At 72.5% G+C, this 17,963-nt stretch carries 14 protein-coding genes; 11 read left to right on the top strand and 3 right to left on the bottom strand.

Translation table 11 applies throughout. The features are described 5' to 3' along the window. Positions 1–71 precede the first annotated feature (71 nt). Positions 72–992, bottom strand: a complete 921-nt coding sequence (locus ACVUH9_RS16030) for a hypothetical protein (protein WP_475758655.1) — start codon at positions 990–992, stop codon at positions 72–74. Positions 993–1,505: 513 nt separating this feature from the next. Between ACVUH9_RS16030 and ACVUH9_RS16025 the strand changes: the two genes are divergently transcribed. The 8 genes from ACVUH9_RS16025 to ACVUH9_RS15990 all read left to right on the top strand — a co-directional run bounded on the left by ACVUH9_RS16025 (position 1,506) and on the right by ACVUH9_RS15990 (position 11,635). Further along, complete coding sequence (locus tag ACVUH9_RS16025; protein ID WP_475758653.1) at positions 1,506–2,279, top strand: tyrosine-protein phosphatase; 774 nt, start codon at positions 1,506–1,508, stop codon at positions 2,277–2,279. A 672-nt stretch (positions 2,280–2,951) separates the two neighbouring features. After that, a complete protein-coding gene (locus ACVUH9_RS16020; protein WP_475758651.1) occupies positions 2,952–3,572 on the top strand; it encodes a hypothetical protein in 621 nt (206 codons plus the stop codon). Further along, positions 3,569–3,757 (top strand): hypothetical protein, encoded by a 189-nt coding sequence (locus tag ACVUH9_RS16015; RefSeq protein ID WP_475758649.1) that lies wholly within the window; start codon positions 3,569–3,571, stop codon positions 3,755–3,757. Before ACVUH9_RS16020 ends, ACVUH9_RS16015 begins: the two co-directional genes overlap by 4 nt. Then, a complete protein-coding gene (locus ACVUH9_RS16010; RefSeq protein WP_475758647.1) occupies positions 3,754–5,979 on the top strand; it encodes a GspE/PulE/PilB domain-containing protein in 2,226 nt (741 codons plus the stop codon). The genes ACVUH9_RS16015 and ACVUH9_RS16010 overlap by 4 nt, the downstream gene beginning before the upstream one ends. Next, a complete protein-coding gene (locus tag ACVUH9_RS16005) occupies positions 5,972–7,732 on the top strand; it encodes a hypothetical protein (protein ID WP_475758646.1) in 1,761 nt (586 codons plus the stop codon). The genes ACVUH9_RS16010 and ACVUH9_RS16005 overlap by 8 nt, the downstream gene beginning before the upstream one ends. After that, positions 7,729–8,802 carry a hypothetical protein gene (locus ACVUH9_RS16000; RefSeq protein ID WP_475758644.1) on the top strand — a complete coding sequence of 358 codons (1,074 nt, stop codon included), beginning with the start codon at positions 7,729–7,731 and terminating at the stop codon, positions 8,800–8,802. Before ACVUH9_RS16005 ends, ACVUH9_RS16000 begins: the two co-directional genes overlap by 4 nt. Continuing rightward, on the top strand, positions 8,799–10,286 hold the full coding sequence (locus ACVUH9_RS15995) for a substrate-binding domain-containing protein (protein WP_475758642.1): 1,488 nt from the start codon (positions 8,799–8,801) through the stop codon (positions 10,284–10,286). The genes ACVUH9_RS16000 and ACVUH9_RS15995 overlap by 4 nt, the downstream gene beginning before the upstream one ends. Next, positions 10,283–11,635, top strand: coding sequence for a hypothetical protein (locus tag ACVUH9_RS15990; protein ID WP_475758640.1), 1,353 nt, complete (start codon positions 10,283–10,285; stop codon positions 11,633–11,635). The genes ACVUH9_RS15995 and ACVUH9_RS15990 overlap by 4 nt, the downstream gene beginning before the upstream one ends. Before the next feature lie 15 nt (positions 11,636–11,650). On the opposite strand, the gene ACVUH9_RS15985 is transcribed toward ACVUH9_RS15990, so the two are convergent. Beyond that, positions 11,651–13,276 (bottom strand): hypothetical protein, encoded by a 1,626-nt coding sequence (locus ACVUH9_RS15985; RefSeq protein ID WP_475758638.1) that lies wholly within the window; start codon positions 13,274–13,276, stop codon positions 11,651–11,653. Between the two features lie 255 nt (positions 13,277–13,531). On the opposite strand from ACVUH9_RS15985, the gene ACVUH9_RS15980 reads away from it, so the two are divergent. The 3 genes from ACVUH9_RS15980 to ACVUH9_RS15970 all read left to right on the top strand — a co-directional run bounded on the left by ACVUH9_RS15980 (position 13,532) and on the right by ACVUH9_RS15970 (position 16,483). Next, the gene (locus tag ACVUH9_RS15980) at positions 13,532–13,702 is read left to right on the top strand and encodes a hypothetical protein (RefSeq protein ID WP_475758636.1); all 171 of its coding nucleotides are present in this window, start codon (positions 13,532–13,534) and stop codon (positions 13,700–13,702) included. Between the two features lie 132 nt (positions 13,703–13,834). After that, positions 13,835–15,838: an acetate--CoA ligase gene (acs, locus tag ACVUH9_RS15975; RefSeq protein ID WP_475758634.1), complete on the top strand. Its 2,004-nt coding sequence runs from the start codon at positions 13,835–13,837 to the stop codon at positions 15,836–15,838. 51 nt (positions 15,839–15,889) lie between these two features. After that, entirely contained in the window at positions 15,890–16,483 is a 594-nt protein-coding gene (locus tag ACVUH9_RS15970; RefSeq protein WP_475758633.1) for a methyltransferase family protein, read from the top strand. 40 nt (positions 16,484–16,523) lie between these two features. Here ACVUH9_RS15970 and gdhA read toward each other — a convergent pair whose 3' ends face one another. Beyond that, positions 16,524–17,879 carry an NADP-specific glutamate dehydrogenase gene (gene gdhA / locus ACVUH9_RS15965; RefSeq protein WP_475758631.1) on the bottom strand — a complete coding sequence of 452 codons (1,356 nt, stop codon included), beginning with the start codon at positions 17,877–17,879 and terminating at the stop codon, positions 16,524–16,526. Positions 17,880–17,963 lie beyond the last annotated feature (84 nt).

The raw sequence follows: 17,963 nt of genomic DNA, 5'->3' as shown, positions 1-17,963 counted from the left end.
CGAGGGCCGGCGACCGGAGCGCCGGAGTTCCGAACGGGTCGGCGCCAGGCGCCGACCCGCGGGAGCCGGTGCTACTCCGCGAAGGAGTAGTCCGCGGCCTTCTCGGCGTGGTTCAGATGGAAGTTCACGCTGGTGAGCGTGGACGTCGTCTGCGTGCCGGTGTCGGCGCCCGAGTTCGGCGTGCCGATGCTGGCGGCCAGGATGATCGCCTTGTTCTGCGCGGCGCGGTTGCCGATCGTCGTCAGGATCTCGCTCCAGGTCTTGCCGTCGAGGTCGCTGTTCGCGGCGCCGGTGGCGGTCCAGGTGCCGGTCGTGAACGCGTTGTTGACGTCACCGTCAGCACCCGGCAGGAAGTAGAGCGTGGTGTAGTCCTGCTCGTTCTGGTAAATGCCGCCGTTTCGGTAGATCTCGATCCGCAGCGTCGCGCGACCGGTCTGGGAGTACTTGATCGAGCCGATCGCGGAGAGCGAGGTCCCGCGGGCGATCGGCAGGTTCACGCCGGCAACGCCGTTGCCACCGTTGGAGATCTCGATCGCGTTGCCCTTGAAGCTGATCAGGCTCGAGTCGCTGGTGTCGTACCAGGGGGTGAAGCCGAACAGGGCGGCCGTCTGGGAGGTCACCTTCTTCGGGTCGAAGCTCTTGCCGTCGACGCCGTTGGTGCCGTTCGTGCCGTTCGTGCCCGGTGCGCCCTGGTCGCCCTTGGCGCCGTTCTCGCCCTTGGCGCCGGTGTCACCCTTGTCGCCCTTGCCACCGTTCTCACCCTTCGCGCCGGCCGGCCCGGCGGCCCCCGGAGCACCCTGCGGACCCTGGGCGCCGGCGGCACCCTGCGGACCCGTCGCGCCCTCGGCGCCCTTGAGGCTCTTGACCGTGCTCTTGGAAAGGTTCTGGGTCGTGATCGACCCCTTCTTGATGTCCTTGCCGGTGATCAGCGTCTTGGCGGCAACAGCCGACCCTGACATCGCGAAGACGACGGCGATGACCGCGACGATCATCGCTGGCGAATTCTTCAGCTTCCGGAACAGTCCGTGCATGTGGGGATCTCTCTTGAGGTCTTGAGCCGCAGCGCAGGCCGCAGCGAATCCATGGTGCGGACGCCAGCATACACAGACAATCTGCTGTTCCCCACTGCTCGTTTGCCCGTGTATCAACCGCCCTCAACTAGACGAACGTCCGTATACATAACGACTTCTCCAGACCGTTCGCACTCGCTGCGAACAGGCCTCAGCGGCACTCAGCGGCGCCGAACAGAACACGTCAACACGCGCCGTTTCCCCTCGTAGCGCGGAATGTTCATTCCGAAACGAGCCCAAGACACTCCCGCTCCATCCCCGCCCGACCCACCGTTTGCCCTCGAACGACCGTCCACTTCGCACGCCCGGCACCGGGCGACCCCTGCGAAGCGCGGGTTGCGACCCTGGGGTTCCCCTCGCCCCGGCGTTCCCCGGCACTCGCTACCACCGACGCTCCGGTCGCCCCGACGAAGCCCCGCGTCATGCTGCTTGTCGGTGATCGACCTCCACGGCCACATCCTCCCCGGCCTCGACGACGGGCCCGACGACCTCGACGGCAGCCTCGCGATGGCCCGAGCCCACGTCGCCGGCGGCGTGCACACGGTCGTGGCGACGCCGCACGTCAGCTGGGACTACGCGACCACCGCTCCGGCGGTCGCGGACGCGGTCGCGACGCTGCGGGAGGCGCTGGCCGAGGCCGCGATCCCCCTGACGGTCCTGCCCGGGGCCGAGGTCGCCCTGACCCGGGCGGTCGACCTCGGGGCCGACGAGCTGGCCGACCTGCGCCTCGGCGACGGGCCGTGGCTGCTGCTCGAGCCGCCGCTGGCCGTCGACGCCCCCGGGCTCGAGGGCATGATCGGCACGGTCCAGGCCCGCGGCAACCGCGTCCTGATCGCCCACCCCGAGCGGTGCGTCGCCTTCCACCGCGACCCCGCGATGCTCGAACGGCTCGTCCAGGGCGGAGCGCTGGCCCAGGTCACCGCCAACGCCCTGAGCGGCTTCTTCGGCCGCACCGTGCGGCGGCTGGCGCTCGACTTCGCCGACCGCGGGCTCGTCCACGTCGTCGCCTCCGACGCCCACGATCCCGCCCACCGCGCTCCGGGCATCCTGCCGCACCTGGCCGCCGCCGGACTCGAGCCGCTCGGCGCGTGGCTGGCCGAGGCGGTTCCCGCCGCGATCCTCGCCGGGGACCCGATCCCGCCGCGGCCCGCGTTCGATCCGCCCCGCCGGTCGGGCGAGCGCCGCCGCTGGCTCGGCCGCCGCCGCTGACCCGGGCGTTCGGGGGCATGCGGGAACCTGGGCTCGGATGAGCACCACGTCGGTGGCGCTCACGGGGATGTCGCCGGTCGACCTCCGCCTCCCCCCTCCAGATCCGGCGGAACTCCCCCGAAACCCGCCGAACGTCCAGATTGTCCAGCCGTCCAGATCCCCGCCCCCGGAGTGCGCCATCCGCACGACCCCGCCGTAGGGGGCGGTCCGTACCGTTCCGGGAGCGTCATCACGCACCTCGCTCGCCGCCCCGCTCTCCCGCTCACTCCCGGCGGGGCGGCGAGCCTCCTACTCCGCGCATTCGCCCGCTACGACTGGGTTTCTGCTGCTATTCGCGAGCTTCACCGGGGGCCCGCGCACGGGTTCGCGAGGCCCGTTACCATGGCGTTTCGCGCGCGGGTCACGGATCGACCCCGCGGACGCTCGGCAACGCGGGTACGAGCGATCAGGGCCCCGCCCGCAGGGGCCATTCGTCCACTCGCGACTGCCCCTTCCGGGACCGTCGTCGTGCACGTCTGCAACCAGACCGGCCAGTGTCACTCAAGACATGAGAGGCTTCGGCCGAAGAACAACTGATGCGGAGTCGGCTTAGACCGTCGTCTGCCTCCACTCACGCGCATGCCACACCCTCCCCACCGTTCTCCGTCGTCCCCCGCTGCGCCCCCCTCTTCCGTGTCAGAAGCCGCACCCGACGTCCTCCTCGATGACCTCGTGCAGTCGGTCGAGCGTCTCAACCAGGAACTAGCCAGCGTCCACCAATCCCTCCGCGAGCTGACCGAGAAGCTCGGCGGGGCAACTGCCCCGAGCGTCGAGGGACAGACGACTCCGACGGCCCGCGCGCTCTCCTTCCCGGCCTCGAAGGGCGACCACCTCGCGGTCCCCGGCAACGGCGGTGAGACCACCAACGGCAACGAGACGACCAACGGTGGCGAAGCACCCCACGGCGTCCTCCCCTCCACCACCAGCACCCCGCACACCGACCTCCGCCAGCACGTCGCGGACCTCTCGGACGTGCCGCTGCTCAGCGTCGGCGAGATCGACGTGCTGCTGGGACCGGTCGCGACTCTCAGCGAACTGGACGAGATCGAGCGACGGGTCAACGGCCTCGCCGGCGTCGACGCGGTCTCGGTCACGGCCTTCGTCGGCCGCGAGGTCCTCCTGACCGTGACGTTGGAGCGGCCGACGCCGCTCGCCGGCCTGCTGCGAACCGACCTCGGTCGCCCGGTCGCCTCGTGCCGACTCGCCGAGGGCCGGATCGTCCTCGCGTTCGACGACACCGCCGCTGGATCGTGAAGAGCCTGCTGATCGCTGCGGCCGTCTCGGTCGCCTTCGCCCTCTTCTTCGCCGCCTTCCTGATCCTTCCCGCGATCGTCATCGGCGTCGCCTACTTCGTGATGATCTGGCAGGCGCGCCGCCGCAGCCGCCGCGCGAGCGCCGAAGCCGCGAAGCCCACCGAGACCAAGAGCACGACCGCGTGAACACCAACGAGGCCCCGACGGAGACCGCCGAAGCCGACGACCACTCCGCGCTCGCCGAGGCCTGGGCCCGCCGTCGCGCGCGGACCCACGACCTCGAGTTCGTCCGGCTCAACGCCGACGAACCAGATCCAGGCCCGCTCGTCACCGCCCTGCTCGGCGAGGCCGCCTGCCGCGCGCTGCGGGTCCTGCCGCTGAGCCTCCGCGGCGGAGCGGTCACGATCGCCGTCGCCGACCCGTCCGTCGACGGGCTCGCCCAGCACGTCGAAGCGCTCGTCGGCCGGCCCGTGCGGCTGGCCGTCGCGGCCGAGGACCGCCTGCGGGCCGCGATCGACCGCCGGTTCCACGTCACTACGCCCGACGCCGACGGTGACCGCCGCTACCTGCGGGCCCGGATCGGCGACGTGCTGATCACCCAGGGCGCCGTCAGCGCCCGCCAGGTCGACGCGGCGATCCGCGAGCAGGAGAAGACCGGCGGCCTGCTCGGCGACCAGCTGCTGCACTCCGGCCTGATCGACGAGGCGCAGCTGCTGCACGCGCTCTCCGAGCTGCACGGGATCCCCGGCGTCGACCTCGGTGCCGCCGAGCCGACCCCGGAGGCGCTGGCCGAGGTCCCCGAGGCCGTCCAGCGCGAGCTGAGGATCGTCCCGCTCGCCCGCCGCGGCCACGAGCTGGTGATCGCCTGCAGCGACATCCTACGCCCGCCCGTGCGCACGCGGATCGCGGAGTTCACCGACCTCGAGCCGGTCGAGATGCTGGCCCCGGCCAGCCAGATCGACCTGCTCCAGCAGCGCATCAACCGCGAGGCCTACTCCCGGACCGCGGTCGACCGGCTGCGACTGACGTCCCCCGGCGAGTCCGCCGCCCGCGTCAGCACCGGCGGCCAGCGCCTGTTCCTGGCGATCTTCCTGATCATCGTCGCCGTCTGCCTGGTGTTCTGGCCGCTGACGACGCTGGCGGTCCTGTTCGGCGCCTACGCCGTGTTCCACCTGGCCGTCTCGCTCTACAAGCTGCGGCTGGTCCTCAGCAGCCTCGGCGGCCACTCCGGGATCGACGTGAGCGAGGACGACATCGCCGCGCTCGACGAGCGCACGCTGCCCGTCTACACGATCCTGGTCCCGCTGTTCCGCGAAGCGGCGGTCGTGCCCGCGCTGGTCAAGGGCATCCACGGCCTCGACTACCCGCGCCACAAGCTCGACGTGCGGCTGCTCTGCGAGGCGGAGGACCGCGAGACGATCGACGCGATCCGGGCCCTCGACCTGCCCCCGCACTTCCACCTGGTGGTCGTCCCGGACAGCCTGCCGAAGACCAAGCCGAAGGCCTGCAACTACGGGCTGCTGCAGGCGACCGGCGAGATCACCGTGATCTTCGACGCCGAGGACCGCCCCGAGGCGGACCAGCTCAAGCGGGTCGTCGCGGCGTTCGCCAAGTCGCCCGAGAACGTGGTCTGCGTGCAGGCCAAGCTCAACTACTTCAACGCCGAGCAGAACCTGCTGACCCGCTGGTTCACCGCCGAGTACTCGATGTGGTTCGACCTGATGCTGCCGGGCCTCGACGCCCGCCGCGCGCCGATCCCGCTGGGCGGCACCTCGAACCACTTCAAGACCGCCGAGCTGCTCGAGCTCGGGGCCTGGGACCCGTTCAACGTGACCGAGGACGCCGACCTCGGGATCCGCCTGCACAAGGCCGGGCTCGAGACCGCCGTGATCGACTCGACCACGTTCGAGGAGGCCAACAGCGACCTCCCGAACTGGATCCGTCAGCGCTCCCGCTGGATCAAGGGCTACATGCAGACCTACCTGGTCCACATGCGGAACCCCGTGAAGCTGTTCCACCAGCTCGGCTGGCGCGGCTTCATCAGCTTCCAGCTGGTGGTGGGCGGAACGGCCACCTTCCTGTTCAACCCCATCATGTGGGGCCTGACCACGATCTTCACCCTCACCCAGTGGGGCCTGATCCGCGAGATCTTCCCCGGGTTCGTCTTCTACGCCGCGGTCTTCCAGCTGGTCGTCGGCAACTTCATCTTCACCTACGTCAACATCGCCGGATCGATCCACCGCGGGTACTTCCGGCTGGTTCGCTACGCGCTCTTCTCCCCGATCTACTGGGGCTTCATGTCGATCGCCGCGTGGAAGGGCTTCTGGCAGCTGCTGACGAACCCCTTCTACTGGGAGAAGACCGAGCACGGCCTCGATAGCGGCACCGGAAAGGGCACCGATGCCTGAGCGGTTGATCCCGGAGCGGCCGGTCGCGCCGCTCGTCCCCGCGCCCCCGGCCGTCGAGGCGGCCCAGGGGCTGCCGGCGACCCCGCGGCGCTCGGACGACATCCCCGCCCCGAGCAGCGTCGGCCGGCGCGAGACCAGCCTGGTCTTCTTCCTCGCCTGGCTGTTCTTTGCCTACGTCGGCTACCGGGCGGTGATCGACCGGCACATCATCCCCGCCGACGCGATCAACCTGATGAGCCGGGCGTTCTACGTCTGGCACAACGATCCGGCGAAGCTCGCCGCGATCGGCTTCAACGCCCCGCCGTTGCAGACGATCGGCCTGCTGCCGTTCGCGATCGTCAAGCCGCTGGCCAGCTCGCTGGTCGCGCTGCCGGTCGCCTCCGGCTTCTGGGGCGCGGTCGCGCTCACGATGGTCCACCGCACGCTCGCCCGCTGCGGCATGACGATGACGCTGCGGCTGTTCGCGACGGTGCTCGTCGCGCTCAACCCGCTCTGGCTGTTCTACGCCGGCAGCGGCATGCCCGACATGATCTACATCGCCGCGCTCGCCGCGACGCTGTACTTCGTCTTCACCTGGGTGATCGAGGACCAGCCGCGGTTCGTGGCCGCGGTCGGGCTCTGCCTCGCCGGGCTCGCGATGGCGCGCTTCGGCTTCCTCTGGTGGGCCGTGATCCTGGCCTTCGTCGTGGCCTTCGTGCTCACCGCCCGCCGCGCCGGCGACGACGAGCGCGAGGGGCTCCTGATCACGCTGCTGGCACCGGTCACGGCCGCGCTCACGATCTGGGTGATCGTCTGCGCCGTGATCGCCTCCGATCCGTTCGGGTGGATCACGACCACGCCGACGCTCGGCGGGGCGACCGCGTCCCCGCAGTCCCACCCGGTCGACATCGGCGGGCTCCTCAAGCACACCGGCGTGCTGCTGATCGGGGTCGCCCCGGTCGCGGTGCTCGCGTTCGGTGGCCTCGTCTGGCGGTCGTTCCGCGGCGACCGGCTCGCGATCGGACTCGCCGTCGTGCTCGTCGGCGGGGTCGTCGTCACCGTCGGCACCGCGGTCGTCCACGACGACCTCTCGCTGCTCTCGCTGCGGGCCGGCCTGCCGCTGATGGTGATGGGCATCGGGGCCGCGGCCTGGCTCTCCCGGACCGACACCGCGCTCGGCGTGATCATGACCTTCGTCGGCCTGATCGTCGCGATCCCGGCCGCCGCGCTGGCGATGAAGCACCACCCGTACCAGAACCTCGAGCAGGCGTTCATGCGCGGGCTGCGGCAGCAGAAGAGCCAGGAGGGCACGACCTCGATCGGCGGCTACAAGGTCGGGATCCGCTCCGAGCAGCGGATGGCGGCCTTCATCAAGGAGATGGCCGGCAACCGCAAGAACTACGTGCTGGCCGACAACTCGGCCAGCGCCGGGGTGATCCTGCTGACCGGCCGGCCGCAGGCGTTCGTCGACCGCGTCGACGCGGGCGACGCGGCGTTCGTCGAGGTCGTCCGCAAGCCGTGGGGTCGCGTCCGCTACATGCTGGTCGTCCGCGGCTACAAGCAGGGCAACATCCAGGCGACCTACCCCGGCGCCGCCGAGGGTCGGACGCCGGGCCTCCAGCCGGTCTTCGGCGCCGGGCCCTACGTGCTGCTCTCCGTCGCCTCCCGCGATCCGAAGGTCGTCGCCCGCGAGGCCGCCGCCCGGCTCTCGCGGGCACCGCTGCCGACGAACCCGACGACGACCACCCCCGCGGCCCCGGGGCGGACCCCGTGAGCCGCGCGACGCCGCTCGTCGCGACCGCCGTCGCGCTCGCCCTGGTCCCGGCGCTCGCCGCCTGCGGCAGCGGCTCGACCCGCACGGTCACCGTCGCCGCCCCGCGCGAGCCCGCCGCGCGCACGAGCAGCGACCTCGGCGGGCGGCAGCCGTTCTCGGCCCGCAGCCCGTGGAACCAGCGCGTCGACAACCAGCTCGTCGACCCCAACTCGACCCGGCTGCTGCGGCTCGCGGCGCGCCCGCCGGTCAGCCACCGCCACATCCTGAACGGCGAGCGGACCGACAACTGGGCCAACCTCTTCGTGAACCTCAACGGCTGGGCGCCAGGGGTCTTCCCGATCGGGCGCGGCAACGAGGTCCGGTTGATCTGCCGCCAGCCGCGTTGCGGCCCGGCCGGCGACAGCCCGCCCGACCAGCTGGTGCTCCCGCGCGATGCGGTCCCCGACGCCGCCCACGACGGCTGGATGGTGCTGGTCGACAGCGAGCGCCGGATCGCCTGGGACCTCTGGCGCGCCCGCCGGGTCGGCAACGTGATCTCCTACGCCTTCGCGCGGCGCTGGTCGCTCGACGGCAGCGGCATCGGCCCGGTCGCCTCGACCCGCCAGGCCCGGACCCCGAGCGTGCGCGGCTCCGGCCTGCCGCTGCTCGGCGGCCTGATCCGGCCCTCCGAGCTGCGCTCCGGGTCGATCCAGCACGCGCTCGCGATCGCGATCCCCGGCCCGACCGCCGGGCGCTTCGTCAGCCCGGCCTCGACCACCAACGGGCTCGGACCGCCGGGTGCGGTGCCGCAGGGCGCCCGTCTGCGGCTGCGGGCCGGCACGCTCACCCGGATCGAGCGGATCCGCAACCTGCCCCCGGGGGCGCTGACGATCGTCCGCGCCCTCCGGACCTACGGCGCGATCGTCGTCGACCGCGCCGACGCCCCCACCCTCTACGCCCAGCGCAACGCCGACTACCGCGGACTGATGACCGGAAATGCCCTCGGCCGACTGCACCTGTCGGACTTCGACGTGATCCGGCTCGGTCGGTCCCACACCGACATCGACGCACCTCCGGCGGCCACCCGATGATCCGTCGCTCCGCCCCGCTCGCCGCGCTCGCCGTGGTCTCCGCCCTGAGCGTCACCGGCTGCGGCGTCCAGACCGGTCCCGACGTCGTCGCCGGCGACCGTCAGGCCGCCAGCGCCCGGCTCGTCCGCGAGCGCCAGGACAGCGCCGCCGCCCAGGACCGGCGGGCCAGCCTCCCGAGCCGTCCGCCCGGCGTCCTGACCGTCTCGATGCGCCGCCGCGGGCTGATGATCGATCGCGCGATCGACCGCCTGGCCGCCGCGGGGTCCACGGCGACCTTCCGGCGCGTGGTCGCCCCGACCGACTCCGCGTTCGAGGACCTCTGCGCCGGCCGGGTCGACCTGCTCCAGAGCGCCCGCCGGATCACCAGCGCCGAGCTCGCCCAGTGCGAGGCCAACGGGCTCCAGGTCCGCGAGCCCGTGGTCGTCGGCTACGCGACGGCGATCCTGGTGACCCGCAACGGCAGCGACGTCGGCGGCGACTGCCTGACGCTCGAGGGCGTCCGCTCGCTGCTCGGCCGCGGCTCGCAGGTCCGCAACTGGAACCAGATCGGGTTCGCCGACAAGCGCTTCGCCGCCGCCGGTCCGCCGTTCGCCAACGGCGTGATGCAGACCGTCGGCCACCTCGCGCTCGACCGGCCGATCGGCAGCATCGGCGCCGACGACTTCCGTGCCGACCTCGTCGTCGCGAGCAACGTCGAGAAGATCGAGGAGTTCGTCGCCGGCGACGACCGCCTCACCGCCCTCGACCGCGAGACCCGCGCCTACGAGCGCCGGATCGCGGCCCAGCGCAGCAAGGACACCGCCGCCGCGATCCGCCGCGCCGAGGCTGCCGCGGCGGCCCGCGTCGTCAAGCAGATCGAGGCCGAGAACGCCCGCCGTCGGCGCGCGAAGCAGAGCGTCGCCGATCCGGCCGCGCTCGCGGCCTCCAACGCCCGCCGGGTCGAGAAGGCCAAGCGCGAGGCCCGCCTGCCGCTGCTCCGGGCCGACCGCCGGGTGGTCACGCAGGCCGGGATCACCTACCGTCGCGAGCACCTCGCCGCGGCGCTCGCCGACGGCCGCCTCGGGATCGTCAGCTATCCGTTCTACGAGGCCCACAGCGACGTCCTGCGGCCGCTGGAGATCGATCCGCGACGGCGCTCGTCGACCAGCCGCAAGCCCGACTGCCGGTTCCCGTCGCAGCAGACGATCGCCAGCGGCGCCTACCCGCTGACGCTGCCGATCTACATCTACGGCGACAGCGGCACCCTGCGCAGCCAGACCGGGCGCGTGATGCTGCGCGAGCTGGTCAACCACAACGCCGGACTCTCGCGGGCCAACGACGTCGCCGGGCTCTCGGCCGCCGCGCTGCGCAAGATCCGGGTGCGGTTCGGCCTGCTCAACCCCGTGACCCCCGCCCCCGCTCCGGTCACGACCACCCCGACCGCGCCGCCGGTCGCGGCCCCGAGCGGCGTGCCCGGGGTCGACGCGCCCCAGGCCCAGCCGTGAGCACCCGCCGCTCGCGACCGGTCACGCTCACCCTGGCCACGGTGCTGATCGGCCTCGCCGGTTGCGGCGGAGCGGACGGCGCCAGCAGCAACCACACCGAGCCGGCCGCGGCGCCAGGCGTGGCGGTCACGCCGAGCCGGCCCCGGGCCACCCCGGCCGAGCCGCCGGCCGCCACGACCTCGCTGCCCGCCGCCGCCGTCCAACGCTGGCCGCGCACGCTCCAGATGGGCCTGATCGACAGCGAGGACCGGGCCGCCGCCCTGCGCGCACGGGCGCCGTACGGGATCCGCTGGCACTACCTCTCCGGGGGCGCCGGCACATCCAGCTCGTGGGATCACTGGCGGACCGGCGGCGGCTCGTTCGCGACCGCCTTCACCCGCGACTCCCGCGCCAACGGGACGATCCCGTTCTTCTCCTACTACGTGCTCCAGCAGACGCCGCCGGTGGCGAAGCTGAAGAACGAGCAGGACAAGGTCGTCCGCGGCCTCGCCGACCGCCAGGTCGTCCGCCGGGTCGTCAGCGACATCCGGCTCGCGCTGCGGCGGATCGGCGAGGCCGGCCGGGGGCCGGCCGTGCTCCAGGTCGAGCCGGACCTCTGGGGCTACGCCCAGCAGCGCTTCGGCGACGACGCGAACCACGTTCCCGTCAAGCTCCGGGGCAGCGATCCCGCCGCGCGCGGGCTGCCCGAGACGCTGACCGGCTTCGCCAAGCTGATCACGCGGATCCGCAACGCCGAGGCGCCCTCGACCCTGCTCGCCTACCCGGTCAGCATCTTCGGGACCAACAAGGACATCGTCGGCTCGCAGCCCGACGACGCCGAGCTCGACCGGATGGCCGGCTCCAGCGTGCGCTTCTGGCGGTCCGCCGGGAAGCCGTGGGACCTGCTCACCTTCGAGTACGCCAACCGCGACGCCGCCTACGCGGTCCACGTCGACGACATCCCGCGCGCCGAGGTCTGGTGGACGAGCACCGACCACCAGCGGCACCTGCGCTACGTCAGCGACGTGCTGCGGGCGACCAAGCGGCCCGGGATGCTGTGGCAGGTCCCGCCCGGCAACACGGTCTCGCCGGTGATGGACAACACGCCGGGCCACTACCAGGACGACAAGGCCCAGACCCTGCTCGGGCCGCGCGGACGCCCGTTGCTGCGCCGCTTCCGCGACGCCGGGATCGTCGGCGTGCTGTTCGGCTCGGCGTTCCCCAACGATACCTGCGCCTGCCCGCGGACCGACGACTTCGCGCTGCCGGGCGGGACCGACGACGACGGCGGCTACCTCGCCGCGCAGGTCCGGCGCTACGCCGACCCGGCCCCGCTGACGGTGCGGCGGGTCCCCAAGCGCCTGCCCTGAGCGCCCGCCGGGCTCCTAGGGCGCGATCGCCTGGGCGGAGACGGCGCAGCTGTTCAGCGCCGGATCCGGGTCGTTGACCTTCCAGCGCGAGGCGATCAGGACCCGTCCCCCGCCCGGGACCTGCAGCTCCAGCTGCCCGTTGCCGGGCAGCTGGGTCACGACCGGCCCGGCGTTCTGCGTCAACGAGCTGTCCTCGGTCGCCTGACGGGTGATGATCCTCGCCCCCGCCGCGGCGTCAAGCGTGACCGTCCGCTGCCCCGTCGGACCGGCCTGGCAGACGATCGCCAGGCGGCCAACGCCCGGGACGTCGACGGCCGCCGCGTCGCGACCGGGCGCCGCGGCGTCGCCGCGCCAGAGGACCTGGGCCGAACGCACGGGGGCCCCGCTCGCCTCGGCCGTCTCGGCGACGACCTCGACCGTCGCGTGGCAGCTCTCGGCGCCGCTGCGTTCGAAGTCCCAGACCCAGGTGACGTGGAGCGAGATCGGCGGGGCGACGGCCTCGCCGCCGGCCTGGCCGATCGTGCCGCGGTCGCTGAGCAGCGCCACGAACTCGCCGGTCGAGCGCTTCTCGGACGGGATGAACTCGGCGAACCGCTCGCTGAAGTCGGGGCCGGTGCCGGTGGTGTGGAGGGCCTCGCGGAGGGCCTTGCCGGTGTTCGTGGCCCAGTCCTTGTAGGTCCAGGTCATCATCGAGAGCTCGCGGCGGGCATCGCCGGGGAAGACCCGCAGCCACTGGGTGTCGGGGCGGCAGACGACTTCGCCGTGGCCGATCCCGGGCAGGACCACGCCGACCGCGTCACGGCCCGACGAGCGCCCGGCGGACCAGTCGAGGACCGCGCGCTGGCGCGAGGGCGCGGCCAGCGTCGTACCGACGCTCGCGGAGGCCGCGGCGCGCAGCACCAGCGGCTCGACGACCCGCGCGCGGCCGGGGATCCCGGAGGACCGCCCGGAGACCTCGATCCGGTAGCGGCCCGCCGTCAGCGGCTGCGCCGCGCGCAGCTCGACCTCCGTCGTCGCGGTCAGGGTCCCGCGGACCGTGGCGCTCGCCCGCACGCGGCCGGCGTCGTCGAGGATCCGGACCCGGACCGCCTGGCTGCGCCGGTCGCCGAGCGGCCGCAGCAGCACCCGGACGACCCGCGGATCGGTCCCGATCGCCGTGCTCCGGCTGACCGCCCGGACGGGCAGCGACGGGGCCCGCAGACGTACGCCGGTGGTGCGGACCGTCGTCCCGCAGCCGGCGACGGTCGCCCGCGTCCGCAGCTGGTAGCCGCCCGCCCGCAGACCGCGGACGAGTCGCAGCGCGACCGGGCTTCCGCCGGCCGCGACCCGCTTGGCCCGGCTCCCGAGGCCGACCCGCCGGCCGTCCCGCAGCAGCTCGACGCGCACGCGGCTGAGCCGGCGTCCGCTGCGGGCCCGCACGACCACCCGTGGCGCGATCGAGAGCGCGGTCGGGTCGCTCGACCACAGCGACGCGTTGATCGCCGACGCGCAGGCGTTCGCGCGCCCCGCCGCCGACGCGGTCGATGGGAGCGCGACGGCCCCCGCGACGCCGGCGACCAGCAGCAGCGTGAGCCGCCCGCGGCGCCCGGTCGTCGGGTCCCCGAGTCGACGGGTGACGTCGGGGGAGCGGTACAGATGCACCACCCCAGTATCGCGCACGCGAGGCGGCGCCGTGCCGCACCCCAACGGACGTTCCTCACCGTTCCGCGCCCACCGGAAACCGTCGCCGCCGGATTCGTGGTTTCCGTGCGTCCGACCCGCTCGGCCCACGAACGGACGGGTCCTCCAACCGAACCTCCGTCCACTCCCGACCCGAGACGTCGAGGCAGGCAACGACTACCACTATCGTTCCATCCATACGACCGTAGAGATCCCCCCAGGACTCAAGGACGCGGCATGCGTACCACCCCGCGGCGCCGTCGGCCGCTCAATCCCGTCACCCTCACCGTGCTCCGGCCGGCCCTGCGGTACTCCTACACCCGAGAGGCCTTCGTCCTCCGTGCCGTCGGCAACCGCTACGGGCCGGTCTTCGTCCGTCGGTCGCCCGGTGGCGGCCACCACGGCTGAGCGAGGTCGGCCCGCCGATCGGCGGGTAGCCCCTGTGACACGCATCACCTCTGGGCGTGCCGGTGTAGGTTCGTTGGGTGCGCCCCGGGGCCGGTCCCGGGAGCCCGAGCTCGACGGAGGAATGACCCCCAGATGACCACCGAACGCGCCCGTACCTTGACCGAGGACTCAGTCGAGGATCGCCTCAGCGAGCTGTTGGGGCAGGAGCGCTTCACCCCACCGACGGCCTTCGCCGGGCAGACCGAGATCAGCGACCCGCAACTGCGGGCGACCGCCGCCGCCGATCCCGTCGGCTACTGGGAGGACCAGGCCCGCAAGCTGCGCTGGTCGACCCCCTGGACCACCGCCCTCGACGACGCCGAGGCGCCGTTCTACCGCTGGTTCACCGGCGGCCGGATCAACATCTCCGACAACTGCCTCGACCGTCACGTCGAGGCCGGCCGCGGCGACAAGATCGCCTACCACTGGCACGGTGAGCAGGGCGAGACCCGCGACCTCAGCTACGCCGAGCTGCTCGACCAGACCGCGAGGTTCGCCGGGGCGCTGAAGGCGCTCGGCGTCCGCCCGGGCGACGTCGTCGGGATCTACCTCCCGATGATCCCCGAGGTCGTCGTCGCGATGCTCGCCTGCACCCGGATCGGTGCCGTCCACAACGTCGTCTTCGGCGGGTTCTCGGCCGGCTCGGTCGCCGAGCGGATGGCGGTCTCCGGTGCCAAGGTCCTGGTCACGGCCGACGGCGCCCGCCGCAAGGGCAAGACCGCCGCGGTCAAGCCCGAGGTCGACCGCACGATGGCCCACCTCGACTCGCTCGAGAAGATCGTCGTCGTGCGCAACACCGGCATCGAGGTCGAGATGACCGCCGGCCGCGACGTCTGGTTCGACGAGGTCGTCGCCGCCGCGGCGCCCGCCGCCCCGGAGCCGATGGACGCCGAGGCGCCGCTCTTCATCCTCTACTCGTCGGGCTCGACGGCGAAGCCCAAGGGGATCCAGCACACCACCGGCGGCTACCTGACCGGCGTCTCGACGACCCACCGCCAGGTCTTCGACCTGAAGGACGACGACGTCTACTTCTGCTCCGCCGACGTCGGCTGGATCACCGGCCACAGCTACATCGTCTACGGGCCGCTCGCCAACGGCACGACCTCGGTGATGTACGAGGGCGCCCCGGACTACCCGCACAAGGGGATCTGGTGGGAGCTGGTCGAGCGGCGGAAGGTGACGAAGTTCTACACCGCGCCGACCGCGATCCGCGCCTGCATGAAGTGGGGCGTCGAGCACGTCGCCCCGCACGACCTGTCCTCGCTGAAGCTGATCGGCTCCGTCGGCGAGCCGATCAACCCGAAGGCCTGGCTCTGGTACTGGCACGTGATCGGCGGCGAGCGCTGCCCGGTGGTCGACACCTGGTGGCAGACCGAGACCGGCGCGATCGTGATCACGACCCTGCCGGGGCTGGACGACGCCAAGCCCGGATCGGCCGGCACCCCGCTGCCCGGCTACGAGGTCCAGGTGCTCGACGCCGAGACCGGCCAGCAGGTCACCGAGGGCGAAGGGCTGCTGGCGATCCCGCGCCCGTGGCCGTCGATGCTGCGGACCCTCTACCAGGACCCCGACCGCTACCGGTCGACCTACTGGGAGCGGTTCCGCGCGATCGGCGAGGCCAATGGCACCGACGCCCCCTACTTCGTCGGCGACTCCGCCCGGATCGACAAGGACGGCTACATCTGGGTGATCGGCCGCGTCGACGACGTGATCAACGTCTCCGGCCACCGCCTCTCGACCGCCGAGGTCGAGTCCGCGATCGTCGCCCACCCCCACGTCGCCGAGTCCGCCGTCGTCGCCAAGGCCGACGACCTCACCGGCCAGGCGATCGTCGCCTACGTCACCTTGCAAGGCGACACCCTCGCGGGCGCGACGATCACCGCCGAGATCAACGCCCACATCGCCGACCGGATCGGCAAGCTCGCGCGACCCAAGCGGATCGTCTTCACCCAGGACCTGCCCAAGACCCGCTCCGGCAAGATCATGCGGCGGCTGCTGCGCGACATCGCCGAAGGCCGCGACCTCGGCGACACGACGACGCTCGCGGACCCGGGCGTGGTCGACGCGCTCCAGGACCGCTGGGCGTCGGGCACGTAGCGAGATGACCGTCTCCCCCCTCCACGACTCCGCGGAATCGACCATCTAGTCGTGCCCGCGGTCTCCCTGATCGGCGCCGTCGTCGCGCTGGTGCTGCTGCTGCCGGTCCGGGTCTGGTTGCAGCGGCGCTGGACGGGCACCAGCGGGATCGTGCTGCGCCGGGCGCCAGCGGGAGCGCCGCGGACCGCCGCCGGCCTGCTGGCCGCGGGCACCGCCCTGACCGGGCTCGGTCCGCTCCTGCACCTGCTCGGCGTCGACTGGGCGTGGACCCCGGCCGACCCCGGGCTCGTCCACACCGTCGGCGTGCTGGCGCTCGTCGGCGGGACCGCGTGGGCGTTCTGGGCCCAGGTCACGATGCGCGAGGCGTGGCGGGTCGGCCAGGACGACGAGGAAGCGCTGCCGCTGATCACGAGCGGGCCGTTCGCCCGGGTCCGGCACCCGATCTACAGCGGGATGATCGCGATCGCGATCGGGGTGACCCTGATCGACCCGACCCCGGCCGGGCTCGCCGGCGTGGTCCTGCTGACCGTCGGCGCGATGGTCCAGGCGATGCGGGTCGAGGAGCCCCGGCTACGGGAGCTCCACGGGACCGCCTACTGGGAGTGGGCGCGCGAGACCGGCCGGTTCCTGCCGCGCCTGCGCTGACGGCCCGGACCAGGTCCGGGCCGCCACCGCGCTCCGGGGCTCAGACCACGCCCTGAGCCAGCATCGCGTCGGCGACGCGCAGGAAGCCGGCGATGTTCGCCCCGGCGACGTAGTCGGCCTCGTGGCCGTGCTCGGCGGCGGTCGTGCGGCAGACCTGGTGGATGTGGTGCATCGTCGCGCGCAGGCGCTCGTCCGAGTCGGCGAACGTCCACCGCAGCCGCGCGGCGTTCTGCTGCATCTCGAAGGCGCTGACGGCGACGCCGCCGGCGTTGGCGGCCTTGCCCGGCGCGTAGTCGATCTCCGGGTGCGCCTGGAGGACCGCGACGGCCTCGTCGGTGCAGGGCATGTTCGCGCCCTCGGCGACGACCTTGACCCCGTTGGCGACGAGCGCCTGGGCGTCCTCCTGGTCGAGCTCGTTCTGCGTCGCGCACGGCAGCGCGATGTCGCAGGGGATGCTCCAGGGGGTGACGCCCTCGTGCAGCTTCGCCTCGCCGCCGCGACGGGCCGGGTAGTCGGCGAGCGAGCCGCGCTCCTCGAACTTGATCGTCTTCAGCAGCTCGAGGTCGAGGCCGTCCGGATCGTGCAGCGTGCCCGAGGAGTCGGAGCAGGCGACGGCCGTCGCCCCGAGTCGCATGGCCTGCTCGATCGCGTACAGCGAGACGTTGCCGGCGCCGGAGACGACGACCGTCTTGCCGTCGAGCTGCTCGTCGCGGGTCGCGAGCATCTCCCGCACGAAGTAGACGAGGCCGTAGCCCGTCGCCTCGGTCCGGACCTGCGCGCCGCCCCAGCCGATCCCCTTGCCGGTCAGGGTGCCGGCCTCGGAGGCCCCGACGATCCGCTTGTACTGGCCGTACATGTAGCCGATCTCACGGCCACCGACGCCCTGGTCGCCCGCCGGGATGTCGATGTCCGGCCCGATGTGCCGGTACAGCTCGGTCATCAGCGACTGGCAGAAGCGCATCACCTCGGCGTCGCTGCGGCCCTTGGGGTCGAAGTCCGACCCGCCCTTGCCGCCGCCGATGCCCTGCCCGGTGAGGGCGTTCTTGAAGATCTGCTCGAAGCCGAGGAACTTGACCGTCCCGAGCGCGAGCCCGTGGTGGAACCGCATCCCGCCCTTGTACGGCCCCAGCGTCGAGTTGAACTGGACCCGCATCGCGCGCTGGACGTGGATCTCGCCCGCGTCATCGACCCACGGCACCCGGAAGATCACCTGGCGCTCGGGCTCGACGAGCCGCTCGAGGATCCGCGCCTTCGCGTACTGCGGATGCGACTCGAGGACGGGCCCCAGCGGCGCGATCACCTCGTGGACCGCCTGGTGGAACTCGAACTCGCCGGGATTGCGGTCCTCGACGGAACGTAGAACGGCGTCGAGGTCGACTCCCGGAACGGTGCTCATGCCCGGAACTTTGTCAAAGATCCAACCCACGAGACCGTCTCGTTCCGCCCGTCAGGCGCTCAGAAGTTGCGCGCCGCGTTGGGA

The sequence above is a fragment of the Patulibacter ginsengiterrae genome (genome assembly GCF_056269115.1).
This window is presented reverse-complemented; position numbering and strand designations above follow the sequence as displayed.